Genomic DNA, 19,868 nt, shown 5'->3' with positions numbered 1-19,868 from the left:
TGGTGCGGATCTTCACCGTGGTCGCCGCCGTGCTGGCGGTGCTGACGTTCGGGTACGCCGCGTACTTCGGCGTGGCCTGGTACTCGGCGTCGCACTCGTCGGAGTCGTCGTTCGCCGCCACGCGCGACGACGCCCTGCGGTCCGGCCAGGTCGGCATCACGAACTTCCTGACGCTCGACTACAAGAAGGTCGACGAGGACCTGCAGCGCTGGCTCAACTCCTCGACCGGCGACCTGCGCGCCGAGATCGACAAGGACAAGGACTCGCGCAAGAAGCAGCTGGTCGACGCCAAGTCCGTCACGTCGTCGAAGGTGCTGGACTCCGCGATCACCGAGCTGGACGACCGCGCCGGCACCGCCTCGATGATCGCCGTCGTCGAGAGCACCGTGACCCCCGAGAACGGCCAGAAGGTCACCAAGATCAACCGGTACCTGACCAAGCTCACCCGCACCGAGGACGGCTGGAAGCTGAGCCAGCTGGGCCCGCTGCGGGCAGGCGTCTGAGCTGATTGGAACGAGTGTCCGTGCCTCCATCCCGCCGCCGCCCCATCCCCACGCCCCCCGTCGGAGGCCGCCCCAAGGTCGCCGGTCTGCACCGCCGCGCCGCCGAGCCCGGCACGCCGGAGGCCGAGGACGTCGCGCCGGTCGTTCCGGAGAGCGTGGAGGAGCTGGACGAGCTCAAGGCGCCGACGCCGGACGAGTGGACGCCGCCGACCACCAAGCAGCAGGCCACCAAGCCGGCCAAGAAGCCGGCCGAGAAGCCGGCCGAGAAGCAGCCGGCCGCGGCGAAGGAGGTCGCGGAGAAGAAGGCCGACCCGGAGCCCGCCGCGAAGCAGGCCTGGCTGCTGCCGGTGGCGTTGCTGCTGGTCGCGGTGCTGCTGGGCGGCCTGGGCACGTTCTTCCTGGTCAAGTCGCGCGGGGTGGCCTACGACGCGGCCCTGGTCGACTCGGCGACCACCTCGGCGGTGAACGGCCAGGTCCGCGAGGCCGTGGAGAAGTCGTTCTCGTACAACTTCGCCGACGTGGAAGCCACCGAGAAGGCAGCCCGCGAGCTGCTCACCGGCAAGGCGCTGTGCCAGTACAACGCCGTGTTCGGCCCGGTCAAGGAGGTCGCGCCCCAGCAGAAGCTGGTCGTGACCGTCCGCGTGGTGTCCTCCGCCGTGTCGTCGCTGAAGGACGGCCACGCCACCGTCCTGGTCTTCGCCGACCAGGTCACCACCCGCACCACGGACAACCAGTCGGGCGGCGGCACCGCCATGCTCCGTGTCAGCGCGGTCGACGACGGTGGCCGCTGGAAGATCGACAACATGGAGATGTTCGGGGCCACGGCGGAGCAGAACCGCCAACTCCAAGGCTGCTGACCGGCACGCGGGGCCCCCACGTTCCCCAGGAGGAAACGCGGGGCCCCCGCGTTCCCGGAGAGCAGGGGTCGTTTGGGTCGGGTCGGTGGCGGGTACTTGATCTCCGTGTTCTAAGATCAACTCCGCCGTGAGGTCCTCGAAGTGCCCCGAAAGCACCGCCGAGACGCCCTCCGCCAGCCCCGACACGCGTGATCTCGGTCACATCAAATCTCGTGGCGCTCTGTAGGTCCGCTTGACGCCGCCAACTTCCCACCAAATCGGCCGCACGCGTGTTTATGCAGGTCAAATGGGTGACTGACGGTGAAGAGCGCTCCATCCAGAGAGTGGATCGGCCGCTGACATCTTGACTGCACGCTCATGCAGGGTCACTCTGTCGGTGAGCAAGAGGAGGGTCCTTCCAGGTGCCTCTCGACAGTCGCCGTGCGCGTGGCTAGACTGCCCCTTTGCGCTGCCCATTTTCCGCTTGCCCTTCGCCGAGAGCGTGGATTAGTCGAGCAGCGCCGCACCCTTGACAGCCGTGCTAGTTCGCTCTAGCCAGCTATTTGTCCCTGGAAGGACGCATCTTGGCGATCTCTCGCGCGACCAAGGCCACTGCTGCGACCAACTCCACGTCGGGGATCCCTGGAGCGCCGAAGCGGGTCTCGTTCGCGAAGATTCATGAGCCCCTTTCGACGCCCAACCTGCTTGACCTGCAGATCCAGTCCTTTGAGTGGTTGACCGGCGATGAGGCGTGGTTCCAGCGCCGCGTCGACGCCGGCGACGAGACCCCGACGGGTGGCCTCGAAGAGGTCCTCAACGAGATCTCGCCGATCGAGGACTTCTCCGGCTCCATGTCACTGTCCTTCTCCGACCCGCGCTTCGACGAGGTCAAGGCCTCGACCGAAGAGTGCAAGGACAAGGACATGACGTACGCGGCACCGCTGTTCGTCACGGCGGAGTTCACCAACCACACCACTGGCGAGATCAAGAGCCAGACGGTGTTCATGGGTGACTTCCCGATGATGACGAACAAGGGCACGTTCATCATCAACGGCACCGAGCGCGTGGTGGTCTCCCAGCTCGTGCGTTCGCCCGGTGTGTACTACGACACCGCGGTCGACAAGACGACCGACAAGGACGTCTTCAGCGTCAAGATCATCCCGTCCCGGGGTGCTTGGCTGGAGTTCGACGTCGACAAGCGCGACACCGTCGGTGTCCGCATCGACCGGAAGCGTCGCCAGCCGGTGACGGTGCTGTTGAAGGCTCTGGGCTGGAGCACGGAGCAGATTCGCGAGCGGTTCGCGTTCAGCGAGACGTTGCTGACCACGCTCGAGAAGGACCACACCGCGGGTACCGACGAGGCGTTGCTCGACATCTACCGCAAGCTGCGTCCGGGCGAGCCGCCGACGAAGGAGTCGGCGCAGGCCCTGCTGGAGAACCTGTTCTTCAAGGACAAGCGCTACGACCTGGCGAAGGTTGGCCGCTACAAGGTCAACAAGAAGCTGGGCCTGGACACCGAGATCAACACCGGTGTCCTGACCGAGGACGACATCGTCACGACGATCGAGTACCTCGTCCGCCTGCACGCCGGTGAGACGGTCATGGACGCGGCCGCCGGTGGCGACGTGCCTGTCGAGGTCGACGACATCGACCACTTCGGCAACCGTCGTCTCCGCACCGTCGGCGAGCTGATCCAGAACCAGATCCGCGTCGGTCTGTCCCGCATGGAGCGCGTCGTCCGCGAGCGCATGACCACGCAGGACGTCGAGGCCATTACGCCGCAGACCCTGATCAACATCCGTCCCGTCGTGGCGGCGATCAAGGAGTTCTTCGGCACCTCGCAGCTGTCGCAGTTCATGGACCAGACCAACCCGCTCGCGGGTCTGACCCACAAGCGCCGCCTGTCGGCGCTGGGTCCCGGTGGTCTGTCCCGTGAGCGGGCCGGCATGGAGGTCCGCGACGTCCACCCGTCGCACTACGGCCGCATGTGCCCGATCGAGACGCCGGAAGGCCCGAACATCGGTCTGATCGGTTCGCTCTCGTCGTACGCGCGGGTCAACCCGTTCGGCTTCATCGAGACGCCGTACCGCAAGGTCACCGACGGCCGGGTCACCGACCAGATCGACTACCTGACCGCGGACGAGGAAGACCGCTTCGTCAAGGCGCAGGCGAACTCGCCGACCGACGAAGAGGGCAACTTCACCGACGACCGCGTCCTGGTCCGCAAGAAGGGCGGCGAGGTCGAGTTCATCGACCCGATGGACGTCGACTACATGGACGTCTCGCCGCGCCAGATGGTGTCGGCCGCGACCGCCATGATCCCGTTCCTCGAGCACGACGACGCGAACCGCGCCCTGATGGGTGCGAACATGCAGCGTCAGGCCGTGCCGCTGCTGCGTTCCGAGTCGCCGCTGGTCGGCACCGGCATGGAGCTGCGTGCCGCCGTCGACGCCGGTGACGTCGTCGTCGCGAAGAAGACGGGTGTGGTCGAGGAGGTCTCCGCCGACTACATCACCGTCATGGCGGACGACGGCTCGCGCAACACCTACGCGCTGCACAAGTTCCGTCGCTCGAACCAGGGCACCTGCATCAACCAGAAGCCCATCGTCAACGAGGGCGACCGGATCGAGGCGGGTCAGGTCCTGGCCGACGGTCCTTGCACCGAGAACGCCGAGATGGCGCTCGGCAAGAACCTGCTCGTGGCGATCATGCCGTGGGAAGGCCACAACTACGAGGACGCGATCATCCTGTCGCAGCGCCTCGTGCAGGACGACGTTCTCACCTCGATCCACATCGAGGAGCACGAGATCGACGCCCGCGACACGAAGCTCGGCGCCGAGGAGATCACCCGGGACATCCCGAACGTCTCCGAAGAGGTCCTGGCCGACCTGGACGAGCGCGGCATCATCCGCATCGGTGCCGAGGTCCAGCCCGGCGACATCCTCGTCGGCAAGGTCACGCCCAAGGGTGAGACCGAGCTGACCCCCGAGGAGCGCCTGCTCCGCGCGATCTTCGGTGAGAAGGCGCGCGAGGTGCGCGACACCTCGCTGAAGGTGCCGCACGGCGAGTACGGCAAGGTCATCGGCATCCGCGTCTTCTCGCGTGAGGACGACGACGAGCTGCCTCCGGGCGTGAACGAGCTCGTCCGCGTCTACGTGGCCCAGAAGCGCAAGATCCAGGACGGCGACAAGCTCGCCGGCCGCCACGGCAACAAGGGCGTCATCGGCAAGATCCTCCCCGCGGAGGACATGCCGTTCCTCGAGGACGGCACGCCGGTCGACATCATCCTGAACACCCACGGTGTTCCGCGTCGTATGAACATCGGTCAGGTGCTGGAGACCCACCTCGGGTGGATCGCCAAGCAGGGCTGGAGCATCAACGGCGACCCGGACTGGGCGAAGAACCTGTCCGAGGAGCTGTACGAGGTCGAGCCCGGCACCAAGACCGCCACCCCGGTGTTCGACGGTGCGAAGGAAGAAGAGATCACGGGCCTGCTGGGCTCCACCATCCCGAACCGCGACGGTGAGCGGATGGTCAAGGAGAACGGCAAGGCGCAGCTCTTCGACGGTCGCTCCGGTGAGCCGTACCCGTTCCCGGTGTCGGTCGGCTACATGTACATCCTGAAGCTGCTGCACCTGGTGGACGACAAGATCCACGCGCGTTCGACCGGCCCGTACTCGATGATCACGCAGCAGCCGCTGGGTGGTAAGGCGCAGTTCGGTGGTCAGCGCTTCGGTGAGATGGAGTGCTGGGCGATGCAGGCGTACGGCGCCGCATACACCCTGCAGGAACTGCTCACGATCAAGTCCGACGACGTGCTCGGCCGCGTGAAGGTCTACGAGGCCATCGTCAAGGGCGAGAACATCCCGGAACCCGGTATCCCGGAGTCCTTCAAGGTGCTGCTCAAGGAGCTGCAGTCGCTCTGCCTCAACGTCGAGGTCCTGTCTTCGGACGGTGCCGCGATCGAGATGCGCGACGGCGACGACGAAGACCTGGAGCGCGCGGCCGCGAACCTCGGCATCAACCTGTCGAGGTCCGAGTCGCCCTCCGTGGACGACGTCGTCAACTAGTCACCTCGCCGGTCGTCAGGGGGAGCACCTCCCGCGTTCCCCCTGACGGCCTTCCGACCAGCTCCTTTGCCACCGATCTAAAAAGGGGAAGAGAGTAGACGTGCTCGACGTCAACTTCTTCGATGAGCTCCGCATCGGACTCGCGACGGCGGACGACATCCGCCAGTGGTCCTTCGGCGAGGTCAAGAAGCCCGAGACCATCAACTACCGCACGCTCAAGCCTGAGAAGGACGGCTTGTTCTGCGAGAAGATCTTCGGTCCCACCCGGGACTGGGAGTGCTACTGCGGCAAGTACAAGCGCGTGCGCTTCAAGGGCATCATCTGTGAGCGCTGCGGCGTCGAGGTGACCCGTGCGAAGGTGCGTCGTGAGCGCATGGGCCACATCGAGCTCGCCGCTCCGGTCACGCACATCTGGTACTTCAAGGGCGTCCCCAGCCGGTTGGGCTACCTGCTCGACCTGGCCCCCAAGGACCTCGAGAAGATCATCTACTTCGCCGCCTACGTGATCGTGGGCGTGAACGCCGAGCTGCGCCACAACGACCTGCCGACGCTCGAGAGCGAGATGCAGGTCGAGCGCAAGCGCGTCGAGAACCGCCGCGACGCCGACGTGGAGGCCCGCGCCCAGAAGCTCGAGGCCGACCTGGCCGAGCTCGAGGCCGAGGGTGCCAAGTCCGACGTGCGCCGCAAGGTCAAGGAGGGCGGCGAGCGTGAGATGCGCCAGCTCCGCGACCGCGCCCAGCGCGAGCTGGACCGCCTCGACGAGATCTGGTCCACCTTCACCAAGCTCGAGCGCGCTCAGCTGATCGCGGACGAGCTGCTCTACCGCGAGCTGTACGACCGCTACGGCGACTACTTCACCGGTGCCATGGGCGCGGAGGCCATCCAGAAGCTCCTGGGTGACTACGACGTCGACGCCGAGGCCGACGTCCTGCGCGAGACGATCCGCAGCGGCAAGGGCCAGAAGAAGCTGCGTGCGCTCAAGCGCCTCAAGGTCGTTGCCGCCTTCCAGGCGACCCGCAACAACCCGCAGGGCATGGTCCTGGACTGCGTCCCGGTCATCCCGCCGGACCTGCGCCCGATGGTGCAGCTCGACGGTGGCCGCTTCGCCACGTCCGACCTGAACGACCTGTACCGCCGCGTGATCAACCGCAACAACCGCCTCAAGCGACTGATCGACCTCGGCGCGCCCGAGATCATCGTCAACAACGAGAAGCGGATGCTGCAGGAGGCCGTCGACGCGCTGTTCGACAACGGCCGCCGCGGCCGCCCGGTCACCGGTCCCGGTAACCGCCCGCTGAAGTCGCTGTCCGACCTGCTGAAGGGCAAGCAGGGCCGGTTCCGTCAGAACCTGCTCGGCAAGCGCGTCGACTACTCCGGCCGTTCGGTCATCGTGGTCGGCCCGCAGCTCAAGCTGCACCAGTGCGGTCTGCCCAAGCAGATGGCGCTGGAGCTCTTCAAGCCGTTCGTGATGAAGCGGCTCGTCGACCTCAACCACGCGCAGAACATCAAGTCCGCCAAGCGGATGGTCGAGCGTGCGCGCCCGGCCGTGTGGGACGTGCTGGAAGAGGTCATCACCGAGCACCCGGTGCTGCTGAACCGCGCACCTACGCTGCACCGCCTCGGCATCCAGGCCTTCGAGCCGCAGCTGGTCGAGGGCAAGGCCATCCAGCTGCACCCGCTGGTCTGTGAAGCGTTCAACGCCGACTTCGACGGTGACCAGATGGCAGTCCACCTGCCGCTGTCCGCCGAGGCGCAGGCCGAGGCCCGCGTCCTGATGCTGTCGTCGAACAACATCCTGTCCCCGGCGTCCGGCAAGCCGCTGGCCATGCCGCGTCTGGACATGGTGACGGGTCTGTACCACCTGACCCGGCACAAGGCCGGCGACATCGGCGAGGGCCACTTCTACTCGTCGCCCGCCGAGGCCCTGATGGCGTTCGACCGCAAGGTCCTGGGCCTGCAGGCGATGGTGAAGATCCGCGTCTCGGACAAGAACCCGCCCAAGGGTGCCGAGCCGGAGGGCTGGGAGCCCGGTCAGCCGTGGCTCGCGGAGACCACGCTGGGTCGCGTGCTGTTCAACGAGATCCTGCCGCAGGACTACGCCTTCATCAACGAGGTCATGCCCAAGAAGCGGCAGGCCGTGATCATCAACGACCTCGCCGAGCGGTACCCGATGGTCACCGTCGCCCGGACGCTGGACAAGCTGAAGGACGCCGGTTTCCACTGGGCCACCCGTTCCGGTGTGACCGTCGCGATCTCGGACGTCCTCGTGCCCGCGGCGAAGCAGGACATCCTCGAGGAGCACGAGCGCCTCGCGGACGCCGTCGAGAAGCGCTACCAGCGCGGTCAGCTCTCCCACGAGGAGCGCAACTCCGAGCTGGTCAAGGTGTGGACCAAGGCCACCGAGCAGGTCCACGAGATCATGGAAGACAACTTCCCCGAGGACAACTCGATCCGCGTCATCGTGCAGTCCGGCGCCGCCGGCAACATGACGCAGGTCCGTTCGCTCGCGGGTATGCGTGGTCTCGTCACCAACCCGAAGGGTGAGTACATCCCGCGTCCGATCAAGAACTCGTTCCGCGAGGGCTTGTCGGTGCTGGAGTACTTCATCGCGACGCACGGTGCTCGTAAGGGTCTGGCCGACACCGCGCTGCGTACCGCCGACTCGGGTTACCTGACCCGTCGTCTGGTGGACGTCTCGCAGGACGTCATCATCCGCGAGGTCGACTGCGGCACCACGCGTGGCGTGAACATGACCGTCGGCGAGAAGCTGGGCGACAAGGTCGGCCTGCACGAGTTCGCGCAGACGTCGGTCTACGCCCGCACGGTGGCGGACGACATCCTGGACGCCTCCGGCAACCTGGTGCTCAACCGCGGCGACGACCTCGGTGACCCGGCGCTGGAGCGACTGGTCGAGGCCGGCATCATCCGCGTGAAGGTGCGCTCGGTGCTGACCTGCGAGTCCGCGGTCGGTGTGTGCGCGTCCTGCTACGGCCGCTCGATGGCCACCGGCCAGCTGGTCGACGTCGGCGAGGCCGTCGGCATCGTCGCCGCCCAGTCGATCGGTGAGCCCGGCACGCAGCTGACGATGCGTACGTTCCACCAGGGTGGTGTGGCCGGTGACGACATCACGACCGGTCTGCCCCGTGTCCAGGAGCTCTTCGAGGCCCGCGTCCCGAAGGGCAAGGCGCCGATCGCCGACGTCGACGGCCGCGTGCGCATCGAGGACGGCGACCGCTTCTGGAAGATCACGCTGATCCCGGACGACGGTTCCGAGGAGATCGTGTTCGAGAAGCTGTCCAAGCGTCAGCGTCTCGCCAACACGGCCACCGGCCCGCTGCAGGACGGCGACCACGTGGCCGTCGGCCAGCAGCTGCTGGAAGGTACTCCGGACCCGCACGAGGTCCTGCGCGTCATGGGCCCGCGCGAGGCTCAGCTGCACCTGGTGCAGGAAGTGCAGAAGGTGTACCGCGCCCAGGGTGTGGCGATCCACGACAAGCACATCGAGGTCATCGTCCGGCAGATGCTCCGCCGGGTCACGATCATCGACTCGGGTGCCACGGAGTTCCTGCCGGGCTCGCTGGTCGAGCGCGCGGACTTCGAGTCGGGCAACCGCGCCGTCGTCGCCGAGGGTGGCGAGCCGGCTGCCGGTCGTCCGGTGCTGATGGGTATCACGAAGGCCTCGCTGGCCACCGACTCGTGGCTGTCCGCGGCGTCGTTCCAGGAGACCACTCGTGTGCTGACCGACGCCGCCATCAACGGGCGTTCGGACAAGCTCATCGGTCTGAAGGAGAACGTGATCATCGGTAAGTTGATCCCGGCTGGTACGGGCATCAACCGCTACCGCAACATCCAGGTCCAGCCGACCGAGGAGGCGCGTGCCGCTGCGTACGCGATCCCCTCGTACGACGACGGGTACTACACCCCCGACGTCTTCGGCACGGGCACTGGTGCCGCGGTGCCGCTGGACGACTACGACTTCGGTCGCGACTACCGCTAGTCGGTTGTCTTGGAACGGCCCCCGGAGCCTCCCGCTCCGGGGGCCGTTCGGCGTTTCACCGGTAGGCGAGCTTGCGCAGCAGTGTTTCAGCCGGCCCCTGAACGTCGTTGCGCCGCAACACTTCCGCGAACACGACGGTGGCCAGCCAGGTGAGCACGGCGATGCCGGACGCCGCCGCGGTGCCCACCTCTGTGCCGAGCCCTCCCGTGTACGGCACGAACACGGCCACGAACACCACTGACTGCAACAGGTAGCAGGTCAGCGACCGTTGGCCGCACGCGGCGAGGGCCGTGACCACCGTGCCCGGTTCGCTGACCCTGGCGGCGATGAGTCCCATCAGCGCCGCGTAGCCGAGCCCGCCGGCCACTCCGCTGAGACCGTGCAGCACGTAGAGGGCCACCTCCGGTCCGTCGTTCCAGACGCCGGTGTCGACCAGCGCCAGCGGCAGTCCGCCGAGAACGGCCGTGCCGATGCCGCCGAACGCGATGGCACGCAACGCTTTCCGGTGCTCCTGAGGCTCAATGAGCAGGCGTCGCCGGGCCGCCCACACACCGAGCACGAACGGCACGACGAGTTCGACGACGAAGAACGGCGTCAACGCACCCCACAACGCGACCCGCTCGACCAACGCGCTCACCGGGTCCGCGGCCGCCGTCATCCCTGACGCGCCACCGAACTCCGCGATCCGCAGACCGCCCAACGTGATCACCGTGCCGTGGACGACCAGCCACAGCCCCGCGAACACCAGCAGCGACCGGTCCCGCCACCGCAGCACCCCCGCGAGCGCCAGGCCGAGCAGCCCGTACGCGGCCAGGATGTCCCCGAAGAACAACAACAACGCGTGGGCGCACCCGAACATCAGCAACCACGCGCTCCGCCGCCGCAGGACCCGGCGTGCGTCGCCGGGCTGCTTGGCCGCGATCTGCACGAACCCGTAGCCGAACAGCGCGGCGAACATCGGCATGGCCCGCCCGTCGACCAGGGTCACCTGGATCCCGGTGACCAGGAGGTCGAGCGGGCTGCCGTCGATCGCGTACGAGCGGAAGCCGGTCTCGTGCCCGGATAAGTACATGTGGGCGTGCGCGAGTGCGATGAGCAGCAGCATCACGCCGCGCGCGAGGTCGGGCGCGAGCGCCCGCCGAGTGAGTGTGAGCATGAGCGATCCCCCAAATTAGATACGGAGCCGTAGCTTAATGAGCTGATAAGATACGGCATCGTTTCTTGTTGGGGAAGGGCAGAAGTCGTGACGCCGGAGCGGCGACGGGGAGAGGCGCTGGTCCGCGCCATTCACGAGGCAGCACTCGCCGAGGTGGCGGAAACCGGCCTCGGTGGCTTGACCATGGAGGGCATCGCGCGCCGCGCCGCCACCGCGAAGACCGTCCTGTACCGGCGCTGGGCGACACCGTTCGAGCTGCTCGTCGACGCGCTGGGCGAGGCGCATCCCGTCGAGGTGCCGACGCCCGCGGCGGACGACCTCCGTGCGGATCTCATCGCGGCACTGACGTTGCTCACGGACTGGATGATCACTCCGGCGGCCGGTGCGGTGCTGGCGATCACGTCCGAACGCGCGCGCTACCCGGAGTTGGCGGAAGCGTTGTACCGCAAGGTGTTCGACCCTCGGGGCGGCACGTTCACCGCTACGGTCCTGCGACACTACGCGGCCAGCGGCCGGCTCGATCCACGGCGGCTGACGCCGATCACCACCCAGATCGGCGAGGCGCTGGTCTTCAAGCTGTCCATCGACAGCGACCGCATCCCGGGCCCGGACGAGATCGCGGCGATCGTGGACGAGGCCCTGCTGCCCGCGCTGGGGCTCTAGCGGTTGGCGATGCCGTCCAGGCGCACCGGCGCGGGGTTCTCCGACTTGTCGTACTTGGCCGCGATTTCGGGACCGTGCTTGAAGATCTGGTACAGCGGCATGCCGTGACCGCGGCCGAGGTCGTAGTCGTTCTTGAGCCAGTCGAGGAAGTTGCCTGCCTTGGTGGCCTCGCCGAAGCCGTGTTCGGTGGCTGCTGCCAGCAGCTCCGCCGGCGTCTTGCCGGTCTTCTTCTCGGCGCCGTCGAGGTAGGCCTGGAAGGACATCGTGATCTCCGTTCGTCTGGTGGAACGAGCGTAAGACAACGAACCCTGTCTTGACAAGAAAATTTGTCGGTTGAGCCAGGGAGAGGATGTTGTGCGAGGTCAGGAATGGTTCAGCGGCGGCGGGCTCTGGCCAGTGCTCGGGCGCGGATGACCAGGTCGTCGACCAGGTGCTCGTCGACGAGCGGTGGGATGCCGGACTCGTCGGTGCAGCAGCGGGGCTTGGTGCGCTTCTCTGACAGACGGGGGCGGACGCCGGCCATCTCGTAGAGGGCTTCGTAGAGGTCCAGGCCGGGGTCGTCGTCGTGCGGGCCGACCAGGAGCACCCACACGACTTCGGGGGAGGGGAACGCCACCACCACGCGGTCAGGGCCGCGCAGGTGTTTCACGCAGAGACGCGGTAGGGGTTCCGGACCTGTCACGCGGTAACCCAAAGAGGCGCAGCCCGAGTGCGCCAGTTCGTCGAGGAAGCGTTCGTAGGCCACGCGGGCACGGCCGCGCAGGCCGTTGGCCTGGGCGTGAGCGGTGTGGGTTTCGACTACCTGGATCAAGCTGTGCGGACCACGCGTCCTTTGCCGCTGCGCATCTCGTCGAGGGAGGAGGCGAGGTCTGGACGGTCCAGCAGGGACTGGTCGCTGAGGCGGCGGTGGACTTCGTCGATCAGGCCGCGGGTCTTGCCGGCGCGGCGGAGGTCCGAGACGAGGTGCAGGACCTCGTGGAGGCGCACCGTGTCGAGCAGCATGCGCGGTTCCTGGCTGTGGATGGCCAGCACGCCCTCACGGGCCCAGGCCTTCACGGTCTTCTCGGTGAGGTCGAGGAGCTCGCCTGCCACCACGGGACGGACCGGTGGGGCTTGGCGCAGCGTTCGCGCTACTACGCCGTCGAGCTTGCGGCGGCGTTCGTCGTCTTCTGCCAGGGATGACGCTACGGACTCGAGCTCTTCGATGGTTTCGAAGAGGTCCCGGATGTGGGCGGCCTCGGTCGCGACAGACATGGCTACTCCTCCCGTTGACTACCGATTATTCACCACTTTTTCGGTAGTCGTCAACGGCCCCGGAGCAGGGATCCGGGGCCGCCTACGAAGTCACGAGGAGAAGAAGAGACCGCCGAGGCCGCGGTGCTTGCGGTGGCCGTAGCCGTAGCCCGCGTGGCCGCCGCCGTGGTGGTGGTGGATCTGCTGCGGCGCGGCGCCCCAGGCGGGCTGGGCCGGCTGCGGGTAGGCGGCGGGCGGCGGGGCAGGAGCCGCGGGCGGCGGCGTGTGCATGGTGGCCTCGAGGCGAGTGATCGACTCGAGCTCGCCGTAGTCGAGGAAGACCCCGCGGCAGCCGTCGCACTGCTCGATGTGGACGCCCATGCGGTCGAACGTGCGCATGTTCGCATGACACTTGGGACACTGCATCGTGGTGAGCCTCCTGCGGTGGGACCGGACAAAAACGATATTAGCCGCGGTCGCCGTTGTCCTGCGTCGTGACGATCCGACGGCAAGCCTCAACCAGCGGTTCCACTGCCTGCAGCCCGGACATGAGTGCCCGCGCTGCCATCTGAACAACGTACGCCTGAGCCGGAATGTTGAGGACATCCCATTCCGATGTCGTCACGGCCACACCGCCCGTTTCACGGTAGGTGTTGAGGAACCGCGCCCACAGGTCAGCCGGCAGGACCCCCGCCGCGAACAGAGCCGCAGGTCGCGCCAGGTCCCACACGGGATCGCCCACCCCGAGATCGTCCACGTCGATGAGCCGCCAGGCGCCTCTGCGCACCAGTTGCCCGAGGTGCCAGTCGCCGTGGATCAACGCCCGCCCGGACATGTCCAACGGCGGCAAAGCCTCGTACGCTCGCAGCACCACGTCGGCGTGCGGCAGGTCCGGCGGCAACGCTTGAATGGCTCGCACGATCCGGTCGGGTGTACCGGCCGCCGGCCCTTGTACGGGCAACGCGTGCAGCCGCGCCAGCAGCGCTGCGCTCTCTTCCCAAGGAGCCCCGTCGGGGTCCTCCTGGCTCACCGGCGTCCCGTACGGCCACACCGTCACCGGCCGGTCGTCCACGAACTGCAACGGCTTCAACGGCGGCAACAACAACTCCGGATGTGCCGCCGCGATCTCCACCCGCTGCCGCAACGCCTCGACGTCGACGTCCGCGGGATGCGCCTTCGCCACCACGTCGCCGACCCGCACCACCACGACGTCACCGCGGTCGCCGCCGAGCACCTCGGGATCGGCGGAAGAGCCGGTCAGCGAGGCCATCGCCGCGATCAGATCGTCCACGCCGTCAAGTGAATCAGGCGGGCTCACTTGGTGATGCAGATGGTCTTCATGGGCTGCGAGTACGTCTTCGAGTCCTCGCCGGCGCACAACAGTCGGTCGGACTTGCCGTCGACGACCTTCGTCACCCTGCGCGTCCCGGTCCCGCACGTCACCCGTTCGAAGTACTGGTTGACCCCTTTGAGGCAGTCGCCCTCCCGCACGTTCAGCACGTAGCAGTACCGCGTCTTGCCGGTCTTGCGCGATCGCCCGGACGACTCGTCGAGGTAGTCGCCGGTCGGGCACATCGTCCGCTTCTCCCGCGACGACACCCGGTACACGGCGTCCTGGGACGAACAGTCCACTTCCTCCATGTCGACGCTCGTGTCGTTCACGTCGATCTGCTTCGCGCACTCGCCGACGCCGGCCTGCTCGTGCCAGCCGGAGCACCCGGCGAGCACCAGCGTGAGCGCGGCGAGCAGGGCAGCTGTCTTCACAGCTTCACCAGGCAGATGGTCGTGGCCGGCTGTGAGTAGAAGGTCGTCGTCTCACCAGGGCCGCAGCTTTCGCGGGGACCGGTGACGACCTTCGTGACCTTCGACTCCGAGCGGTCGTCGCACCGGCCCTTCACGAGGTCGCTCCGCTGCCCGAGCCTGCTCGTGACGCGGTTGAGGCACTCGCCCTCCCCGAGGTCGAGCATCAGGCACTCCGTGTCGCCGATGCGTTCGCGCAGCGCGCGGTAGGGCCCGCCCGGGCAGGCACCCAGGTCCAGCGACCAGCCGGGAGAGTCGACGGTCAACACCACCTTGTAGGTCGAGTTGTCCGCCGAACAGTCGACCAGGGCGAAGTTGATGGACCGCTTGCCGCCGAACACGGCGTAGCAGTCACCGACCGGCGAGCGGTGGTTCGTCTTCGGCGGCCTGACGAGCACTGTGAGTCCTGCCACGCACAGCGCTGTGAGCACGCAGGGCACGATCCACTGTCGCCACACCGGTTTGTGCCTCTCGCTCAGCTGAACCCGCAGGAAGCATGTCTACTGCAGGTGCGCGTGCACTACCCCCGTTTTGACCCAGGTAGACGTGGGCGGGTATCTTTGCTACTCGTGCCCGACCCATGTCGGGCCGCTCCGCGTGCCCGTGAGGCAGCGGTGTCCTCCACTCGCAGGGGCAGTTGAACTGTTACTTGCGGACCTTGGGAGCGGGCGACACGCCCGACCTCGGGTGCAGAGAGGGATCAAGAAACACGAGGGTGACCCGAGAGGCGAACCCGCAAAAGACGGAAGAAGCAGCCGGCGAATGCCAACGATCCAGCAGCTGGTCCGCAAGGGCCGCCAGGACAAGGTGGCCAAGCAGAAGACGGCGGCCCTCAAGGGCTCGCCGCAGCGGCGCGGTGTGTGCACCCGCGTTTACACCACCACCCCCAAGAAGCCGAACTCCGCACTGCGCAAGGTCGCTCGCGTGAAGCTGACCAGCGGCATCGAGGTCACGGCCTACATCCCCGGTGAGGGTCACAACCTCCAGGAGCACTCGATGGTGCTCGTGCGTGGCGGTCGTGTGAAGGACCTGCCGGGTGTTCGTTACAAGATCATCCGTGGCTCTCTCGACACGCAGGGTGTCAAGAACCGCAAGCAGGCTCGCAGCCGCTACGGCGCGAAGAAGGAGAAGAGCTGATGCCCCGCAAGGGACCGGCCCCGAAGCGGCCGCTTATCTCCGACCCGGTCTACAGCTCGCCGCTCGTGACCCAGCTCATCAACAAGGTGCTGGTGGACGGCAAGCGCTCCGTGGCGGAGAAGATCGTCTACGAAGCCCTCGAAGGTGCTCGCGAGAAGACCGGCACCGACCCGGTTGTCACGCTGAAGCGCGCCCTGGACAACGTGAAGCCGTCGCTGGAGGTCAAGAGCCGCCGCGTCGGTGGTGCGACCTACCAGGTGCCGATCGAGGTCAAGCCCGGTCGCTCCACCACGCTGGCGCTGCGCTGGCTGATCACCTTCTCCCGGCAGCGTCGTGAGAAGACCATGGTCGAGCGTCTGATGAACGAGCTGCTCGATGCGAGCAACGGTCTCGGTGCGAGCGTCAAGCGCCGTGAGGACACGCACAAGATGGCCGAGTCCAACAAGGCCTTCGCCCACTACCGCTGGTGATCTGACGCCCGGCCTGCTCCAGGCCGGGCTCTCCCAGCCCTAGTGAGCTCACAAGCTCAAGACAGGGGAAAGACCCGTGGCACAGGACGTGCTCACTGATCTTGCCAAGGTCCGCAACATCGGGATCATGGCCCACATCGACGCGGGCAAGACCACGACGACTGAGCGGATCCTCTTCTACACGGGGATCAGCTACAAGATCGGCGAGGTGCACGACGGCGCTGCCGTGATGGACTGGATGGAGCAGGAGCAGGAGCGCGGCATCACGATCACGTCGGCCGCGACGACCTGCTACTGGAAAGACCACCAGATCAACCTGATCGACACGCCCGGCCACGTCGACTTCACCGTCGAGGTCGAGCGCAACCTACGCGTCCTCGACGGCGCCGTTGCCGTCTTCGACGGCAAGGAAGGCGTCGAGCCGCAGTCCGAGCAGGTCTGGCGGCAGGCGACCAAGTACGACGTCCCGCGCATCTGCTTCGTCAACAAGATGGACAAGCTGGGCGCGGACTTCTACTTCACCATCAAGACCATTCAGGACCGTCTCGCGGCGAAGCCGCTGCCGATCCAGATCCCGATCGGTGCCGAGAGCGACTTCATCGGCGTCGTCGACCTGATCGAGATGCGTGCCCTCACGTGGCGTGGCGAAGTCCAGAAGGGTGAGGACTACGCGATCGAGGAGATCCCCGCGGATCTCGTCGAGCGTGCGCAGGAGTTCCGCGAGCAGCTTCTCGAGGCCGTCGCCGAGACCGACGACGAGCTGACCGAGAAGTACTTCGAGCAGGGCGACCTGTCCGTCGCGGAGATCAAGGCGGGCCTCCGCAAGATCGTCGCCGAGGGCACCGCGTACCCGATCCTGTGCGGTTCGGCGTTCAAGAACAAGGGCGTCCAGCCCATGCTCGACGCGGTCATCGACTTCCTGCCGTCGCCGCTGGACCTCCCGCCGGTCGAGGGCACGCTGCAGGACGGCGAGACCGTCGTGTCGCGCAAGGCCTCGTCCGACGAGCCGTTCTCGGCGCTGGCGTTCAAGATCGCCGTGCACCCGTTCTTCGGCAAGCTGACCTACATCCGGGTCTACTCGGGCAAGGTCGCCTCCGGCACCCAGGTCATCAACGCGACCAAGGACCGCAAGGAGCGCATCGGGAAGATCTTCCAGATGCACGCCAACAAGGAGAACCCGGTCACCGAGGCCATCGCGGGCCACATCTACGCCGTGATCGGTCTGAAGGACACCACGACCGGTGAGACCTTGTGCGACCCGGCTCACCCGATCGTCCTCGAGTCGATGACCTTCCCCGAGCCCGTCATCCAGGTGGCCATCGAGCCCAAGACGAAGGCGGACCAGGAGAAGCTCGGCACCGCGATCCAGAAGCTGGCCGAGGAGGACCCGACGTTCCGGGTCAACCTCGACCAGGAGACCGGCCAGACCATCATCGCCGGCATGGGCGAGCTCCACCTGGACATCCTGGTGGACCGCATGCGCCGCGAGTTCAAGGTCGAGGCCAACATCGGCAAGCCTCAGGTGGCGTACCGGGAGACCATCCGCAAGGCGGTGGAGAAGTACTCCTACACCCACAAGAAGCAGACCGGTGGCTCCGGCCAGTTCGCGAAGGTGCTCGTCACCGTCGAGCCGCTGGAGAAGAAGGAAGACGGCGCGCTCTACGAGTTCGTCAACGCCGTCACCGGTGGTCGCATCCCGCGTGAGTACATCCCGTCGGTCGACGCGGGTGCGCAGGACGCGCTGCAGTACGGCGTGCTGGCGGGTTACCCGCTGGTCGGCGTGAAGGTGACTCTGCTCGACGGCGCCTACCACGAGGTCGACTCCTCGGAAATGGCGTTCAAGATCGCTGGTTCGATGGCCCTCAAGGAAGCCGCCCGTCAGGCGTCTCCCGCGATCCTCGAGCCTCTGATGGCCGTCGAGGTCACGACGCCCGAGGAGTACATGGGTGACGTGATCGGCGACCTGAACTCCCGCCGTGGCCAGATCCAGGCCATGGAGGAGCGCAGCGGCGTCCGTGTCGTGAAGGCACTGGTTCCGCTGTCGGAAATGTTCGGGTACGTGGGTGACCTGCGGTCCAAGACCCAGGGTCGTGCCAACTACTCGATGGTGTTCGACTCCTACGCAGAGGTTCCCGCGAACGTCTCGAAGGAGATCATCGCGAAGGCGACCGGGGAGTAATTCCCCAACCGGAGCACCGCAGTTCCACCGCGGGCTCTCCGGGGGTGAATCCCTGGGGTCCGCTACTTTCAGACCCTGACGTGTAAGTCCGGCGGGTGGCCACAGATGCCCGCCGGACCAGCAAAAAGAAGTCCAGGAGGACAATCCAGTGGCCAAGGCGAAGTTCGAGCGGACGAAGCCGCACGTCAACATCGGCACCATCGGTCACATCGACCATGGCAAGACCACGCTGACCGCGGCGATCTCCAAGGTTCTGCACGACGCGTACCCCGATGTGAACGCCTCGTTCGCGTTCGACCAGATCGACAAGGCGCCGGAAGAGAAGCAGCGCGGCATCACGATCTCGATCGCGCACATCGAGTACCAGACGGAGAACCGTCACTACGCGCACGTCGACTGCCCCGGGCACGCCGACTACATCAAGAACATGATCACCGGTGCGGCGCAGATGGACGGCGCCATCCTCGTGGTCGCGGCGACCGACGGTCCCATGCCGCAGACGAAGGAGCACGTCCTCCTGGCCCGCCAGGTCGGCGTTCCCTACATCGTTGTCGCCCTGAACAAGGCCGACATGGTGGACGACGAGGAGATCCTGGAGCTCGTCGAGCTCGAGGTCCGCGAGCTGCTCTCCGAGTACGAGTTCCCGGGCGACGACCTGCCGGTCGTGCGCGTCTCGGCGCTGAAGGCGCTCGAGGGCGACGAGCAGTGGGGCAAGTCCGTTCTCGAGCTCATGGCCGCCGTTGACACGGCGATCCCGGAGCCGGAGCGCGACACCGAGAAGCCGTTCCTCATGCCCGTCGAGGACGTCTTCACGATCACCGGTCGCGGCACCGTGGTGACCGGTCGTATCGAGCGCGGCATCATCAACGTGAACTCCGAGATCGAGATCGTCGGTATCAAGGAGACGTCGAAGAAGACGACGGTCACCTCGATCGAGATGTTCAAGAAGTTCCTGGACGAGGGCCGCGCGGGCGACAACGCCGCGCTGCTGCTCCGTGGCATCAAGCGCGAGGAGGTGGAGCGCGGCATGGTCATCGTCAAGCCGGGCACCACGACCCCGCACACCGAGTTCACGGCGCAGGTCTACATCCTGTCCAAGGACGAGGGTGGCCGCCACACGCCGTTCTTCAACAACTACCGTCCCCAGTTCTACTTCCGGACGACGGACGTGACCGGCGTTGTGACGCTGCCCGAGGGCACCGAGATGGTCATGCCGGGTGACACCACCGGTATGGACGTCAAGCTGATCCAGCCGATCGCCATGGACGAGGGCCTCCGCTTCGCGATCCGCGAGGGTGGCCGCACCGTCGGCGCCGGCTCGGTCACCAAGATCATCAAGTGATCTGGCTCTGACCGCGGCTAGCCGCAGTTAGTTCGGCAAGGCCGGGCCAACGACTTCGTTGGCCCGGCCTTTGTCTTTGTTGTCCTTGCGGCGCAACGGGTGTGAGGTAGAACGCAACGGAGTCGGACGGGTCCTCGCGGGTTCGCCGACCTTGATCCCAACGTGATCTGCCTCTAACTCACCCACCCCGATTTGGATCGCCTCGCGACCGTGTGGCATCCTTTACGGGTTGCTCGACGAAGGCCGGGTTCAGTTCGTGTGTGCCCGAGCTCTTCGACCGAGCGTCCGCGCCCTGTTAGTGAACGCCTCCTTGCGGAGATGGGCATCAGGGTGCATGGGCTGTGGTAGGCCCAATCCCACCGGGGAGACCTTGCGTGGGACCGGTATGCGTACCGGGCGCGACACGCCCGACCGCGTGGACCGGGCACCATGACACTTCAACAGGGGCGGAGCGCGCCAAGAGGCTGTAACAGGCCTCATCC

Annotated in this window: 17 protein-coding genes; 9 read left to right on the top strand and 8 right to left on the bottom strand. The window is 66.7% G+C overall.

Translation table 11 applies throughout. The annotated features are described in order from the left end of the window. The first annotated feature begins 2 nt into the window (after window positions 1-2). From G7043_RS07075 to G7043_RS07060, 4 genes are all read left to right on the top strand, one after another. The gene (locus tag G7043_RS07075; protein WP_166044673.1) at window positions 3-503 is read left to right on the top strand and encodes a hypothetical protein; all 501 of its coding nucleotides are present in this window, start codon (window positions 3-5) and stop codon (window positions 501-503) included. A gap of 20 nt (window positions 504-523) precedes the next feature. Beyond that, entirely contained in the window at window positions 524-1,360 is an 837-nt protein-coding gene (locus G7043_RS07070; RefSeq protein WP_166044672.1) for a hypothetical protein, read from the top strand. 563 nt (window positions 1,361-1,923) lie between these two features. Continuing rightward, the gene (gene rpoB, locus G7043_RS07065; protein ID WP_166044671.1) at window positions 1,924-5,409 is read left to right on the top strand and encodes a DNA-directed RNA polymerase subunit beta; all 3,486 of its coding nucleotides are present in this window, start codon (window positions 1,924-1,926) and stop codon (window positions 5,407-5,409) included. Between the two features lie 100 nt (window positions 5,410-5,509). Further along, entirely contained in the window at window positions 5,510-9,406 is a 3,897-nt protein-coding gene (locus G7043_RS07060) for a DNA-directed RNA polymerase subunit beta' (protein ID WP_166044670.1), read from the top strand. A gap of 55 nt (window positions 9,407-9,461) precedes the next feature. Here the strand turns inward: G7043_RS07060 and G7043_RS07055 are convergent, their stop codons facing one another. After that, window positions 9,462-10,562: a DUF418 domain-containing protein gene (locus tag G7043_RS07055; RefSeq protein ID WP_166044669.1), complete on the bottom strand. Its 1,101-nt coding sequence runs from the start codon at window positions 10,560-10,562 to the stop codon at window positions 9,462-9,464. An 87-nt stretch (window positions 10,563-10,649) separates the two neighbouring features. On the opposite strand from G7043_RS07055, the gene G7043_RS07050 reads away from it, so the two are divergent. Beyond that, window positions 10,650-11,225, top strand: coding sequence for a TetR/AcrR family transcriptional regulator (locus G7043_RS07050; protein ID WP_207310584.1), 576 nt, complete (start codon window positions 10,650-10,652; stop codon window positions 11,223-11,225). Here G7043_RS07050 and G7043_RS07045 read toward each other — a convergent pair. From G7043_RS07045 to G7043_RS07015, 7 genes are all read right to left on the bottom strand, one after another. Beyond that, the gene (locus G7043_RS07045; RefSeq protein WP_166044668.1) at window positions 11,222-11,488 is read right to left on the bottom strand and encodes a DUF4287 domain-containing protein; all 267 of its coding nucleotides are present in this window, start codon (window positions 11,486-11,488) and stop codon (window positions 11,222-11,224) included. The genes G7043_RS07050 and G7043_RS07045 overlap by 4 nt on opposite strands. A gap of 110 nt (window positions 11,489-11,598) precedes the next feature. Beyond that, on the bottom strand, window positions 11,599-12,036 hold the full coding sequence (locus G7043_RS07040) for a hypothetical protein (RefSeq protein ID WP_166044667.1): 438 nt from the start codon (window positions 12,034-12,036) through the stop codon (window positions 11,599-11,601). Continuing rightward, window positions 12,033-12,479, bottom strand: a complete 447-nt coding sequence (locus tag G7043_RS07035; RefSeq protein WP_166044666.1) for a hypothetical protein — start codon at window positions 12,477-12,479, stop codon at window positions 12,033-12,035. The genes G7043_RS07040 and G7043_RS07035 overlap by 4 nt, the downstream gene beginning before the upstream one ends. Before the next feature lie 90 nt (window positions 12,480-12,569). Beyond that, window positions 12,570-12,857 (bottom strand): TFIIB-type zinc ribbon-containing protein, encoded by a 288-nt coding sequence (locus G7043_RS07030; protein WP_242641843.1) that lies wholly within the window; start codon window positions 12,855-12,857, stop codon window positions 12,570-12,572. Between the two features lie 67 nt (window positions 12,858-12,924). Then, window positions 12,925-13,749 (bottom strand): phosphotransferase family protein, encoded by an 825-nt coding sequence (locus G7043_RS07025; RefSeq protein WP_166044664.1) that lies wholly within the window; start codon window positions 13,747-13,749, stop codon window positions 12,925-12,927. A gap of 23 nt (window positions 13,750-13,772) precedes the next feature. After that, a complete protein-coding gene (locus G7043_RS07020; protein ID WP_166044663.1) occupies window positions 13,773-14,222 on the bottom strand; it encodes an LppU/SCO3897 family protein in 450 nt (149 codons plus the stop codon). After that, a complete protein-coding gene (locus G7043_RS07015) occupies window positions 14,219-14,689 on the bottom strand; it encodes an LppU/SCO3897 family protein (RefSeq protein WP_166044662.1) in 471 nt (156 codons plus the stop codon). The genes G7043_RS07020 and G7043_RS07015 overlap by 4 nt, the downstream gene beginning before the upstream one ends. 331 nt (window positions 14,690-15,020) lie before the next feature. Here G7043_RS07015 and rpsL point away from each other — a divergent pair, with 331 nt between their 5' ends. The 4 genes from rpsL to tuf all read left to right on the top strand — a co-directional run bounded on the left by rpsL (window position 15,021) and on the right by tuf (window position 19,386). Further along, window positions 15,021-15,395: a 30S ribosomal protein S12 gene (gene rpsL, locus G7043_RS07010; RefSeq protein WP_030473471.1), complete on the top strand. Its 375-nt coding sequence runs from the start codon at window positions 15,021-15,023 to the stop codon at window positions 15,393-15,395. After that, a complete protein-coding gene (gene rpsG / locus G7043_RS07005; protein WP_030478293.1) occupies window positions 15,395-15,865 on the top strand; it encodes a 30S ribosomal protein S7 in 471 nt (156 codons plus the stop codon). The genes rpsL and rpsG overlap by 1 nt, the downstream gene beginning before the upstream one ends. Before the next feature lie 76 nt (window positions 15,866-15,941). Beyond that, the gene (gene fusA, locus G7043_RS07000) at window positions 15,942-18,044 is read left to right on the top strand and encodes an elongation factor G (protein WP_166044661.1); all 2,103 of its coding nucleotides are present in this window, start codon (window positions 15,942-15,944) and stop codon (window positions 18,042-18,044) included. 148 nt (window positions 18,045-18,192) lie between these two features. Next, on the top strand, window positions 18,193-19,386 hold the full coding sequence (gene tuf / locus G7043_RS06995) for an elongation factor Tu (protein ID WP_086669027.1): 1,194 nt from the start codon (window positions 18,193-18,195) through the stop codon (window positions 19,384-19,386). Window positions 19,387-19,868: the final 482 nt, after the last annotated feature.

The sequence above is a fragment of the Lentzea alba genome (genome assembly GCF_011067745.1).
GTDB lineage: Bacteria > Actinomycetota > Actinomycetes > Mycobacteriales > Pseudonocardiaceae > Lentzea > Lentzea alba.
This window is presented reverse-complemented; position numbering and strand designations above follow the sequence as displayed.

Coding starts and splice junctions, on each gene's coding strand:
- G7043_RS07055 (WP_166044669.1), bottom strand. CDS start 10,562: ATGCTCACACTCACTCGGCGGGCGCTCGCGCCCGACCTCGCGCGCGGC.
- rpsG (WP_030478293.1), top strand. CDS start 15,395: ATGCCCCGCAAGGGACCGGCCCCGAAGCGGCCGCTTATCTCCGACCCG.
- G7043_RS07045 (WP_166044668.1), bottom strand. CDS start 11,488: ATGTCCTTCCAGGCCTACCTCGACGGCGCCGAGAAGAAGACCGGCAAG.
- rpsL (WP_030473471.1), top strand. CDS start 15,021: ATGCCAACGATCCAGCAGCTGGTCCGCAAGGGCCGCCAGGACAAGGTG.
- G7043_RS07035 (WP_166044666.1), bottom strand. CDS start 12,479: ATGTCTGTCGCGACCGAGGCCGCCCACATCCGGGACCTCTTCGAAACC.
- G7043_RS07030 (WP_242641843.1), bottom strand. CDS start 12,857: ATGCGCACGTTCGACCGCATGGGCGTCCACATCGAGCAGTGCGACGGC.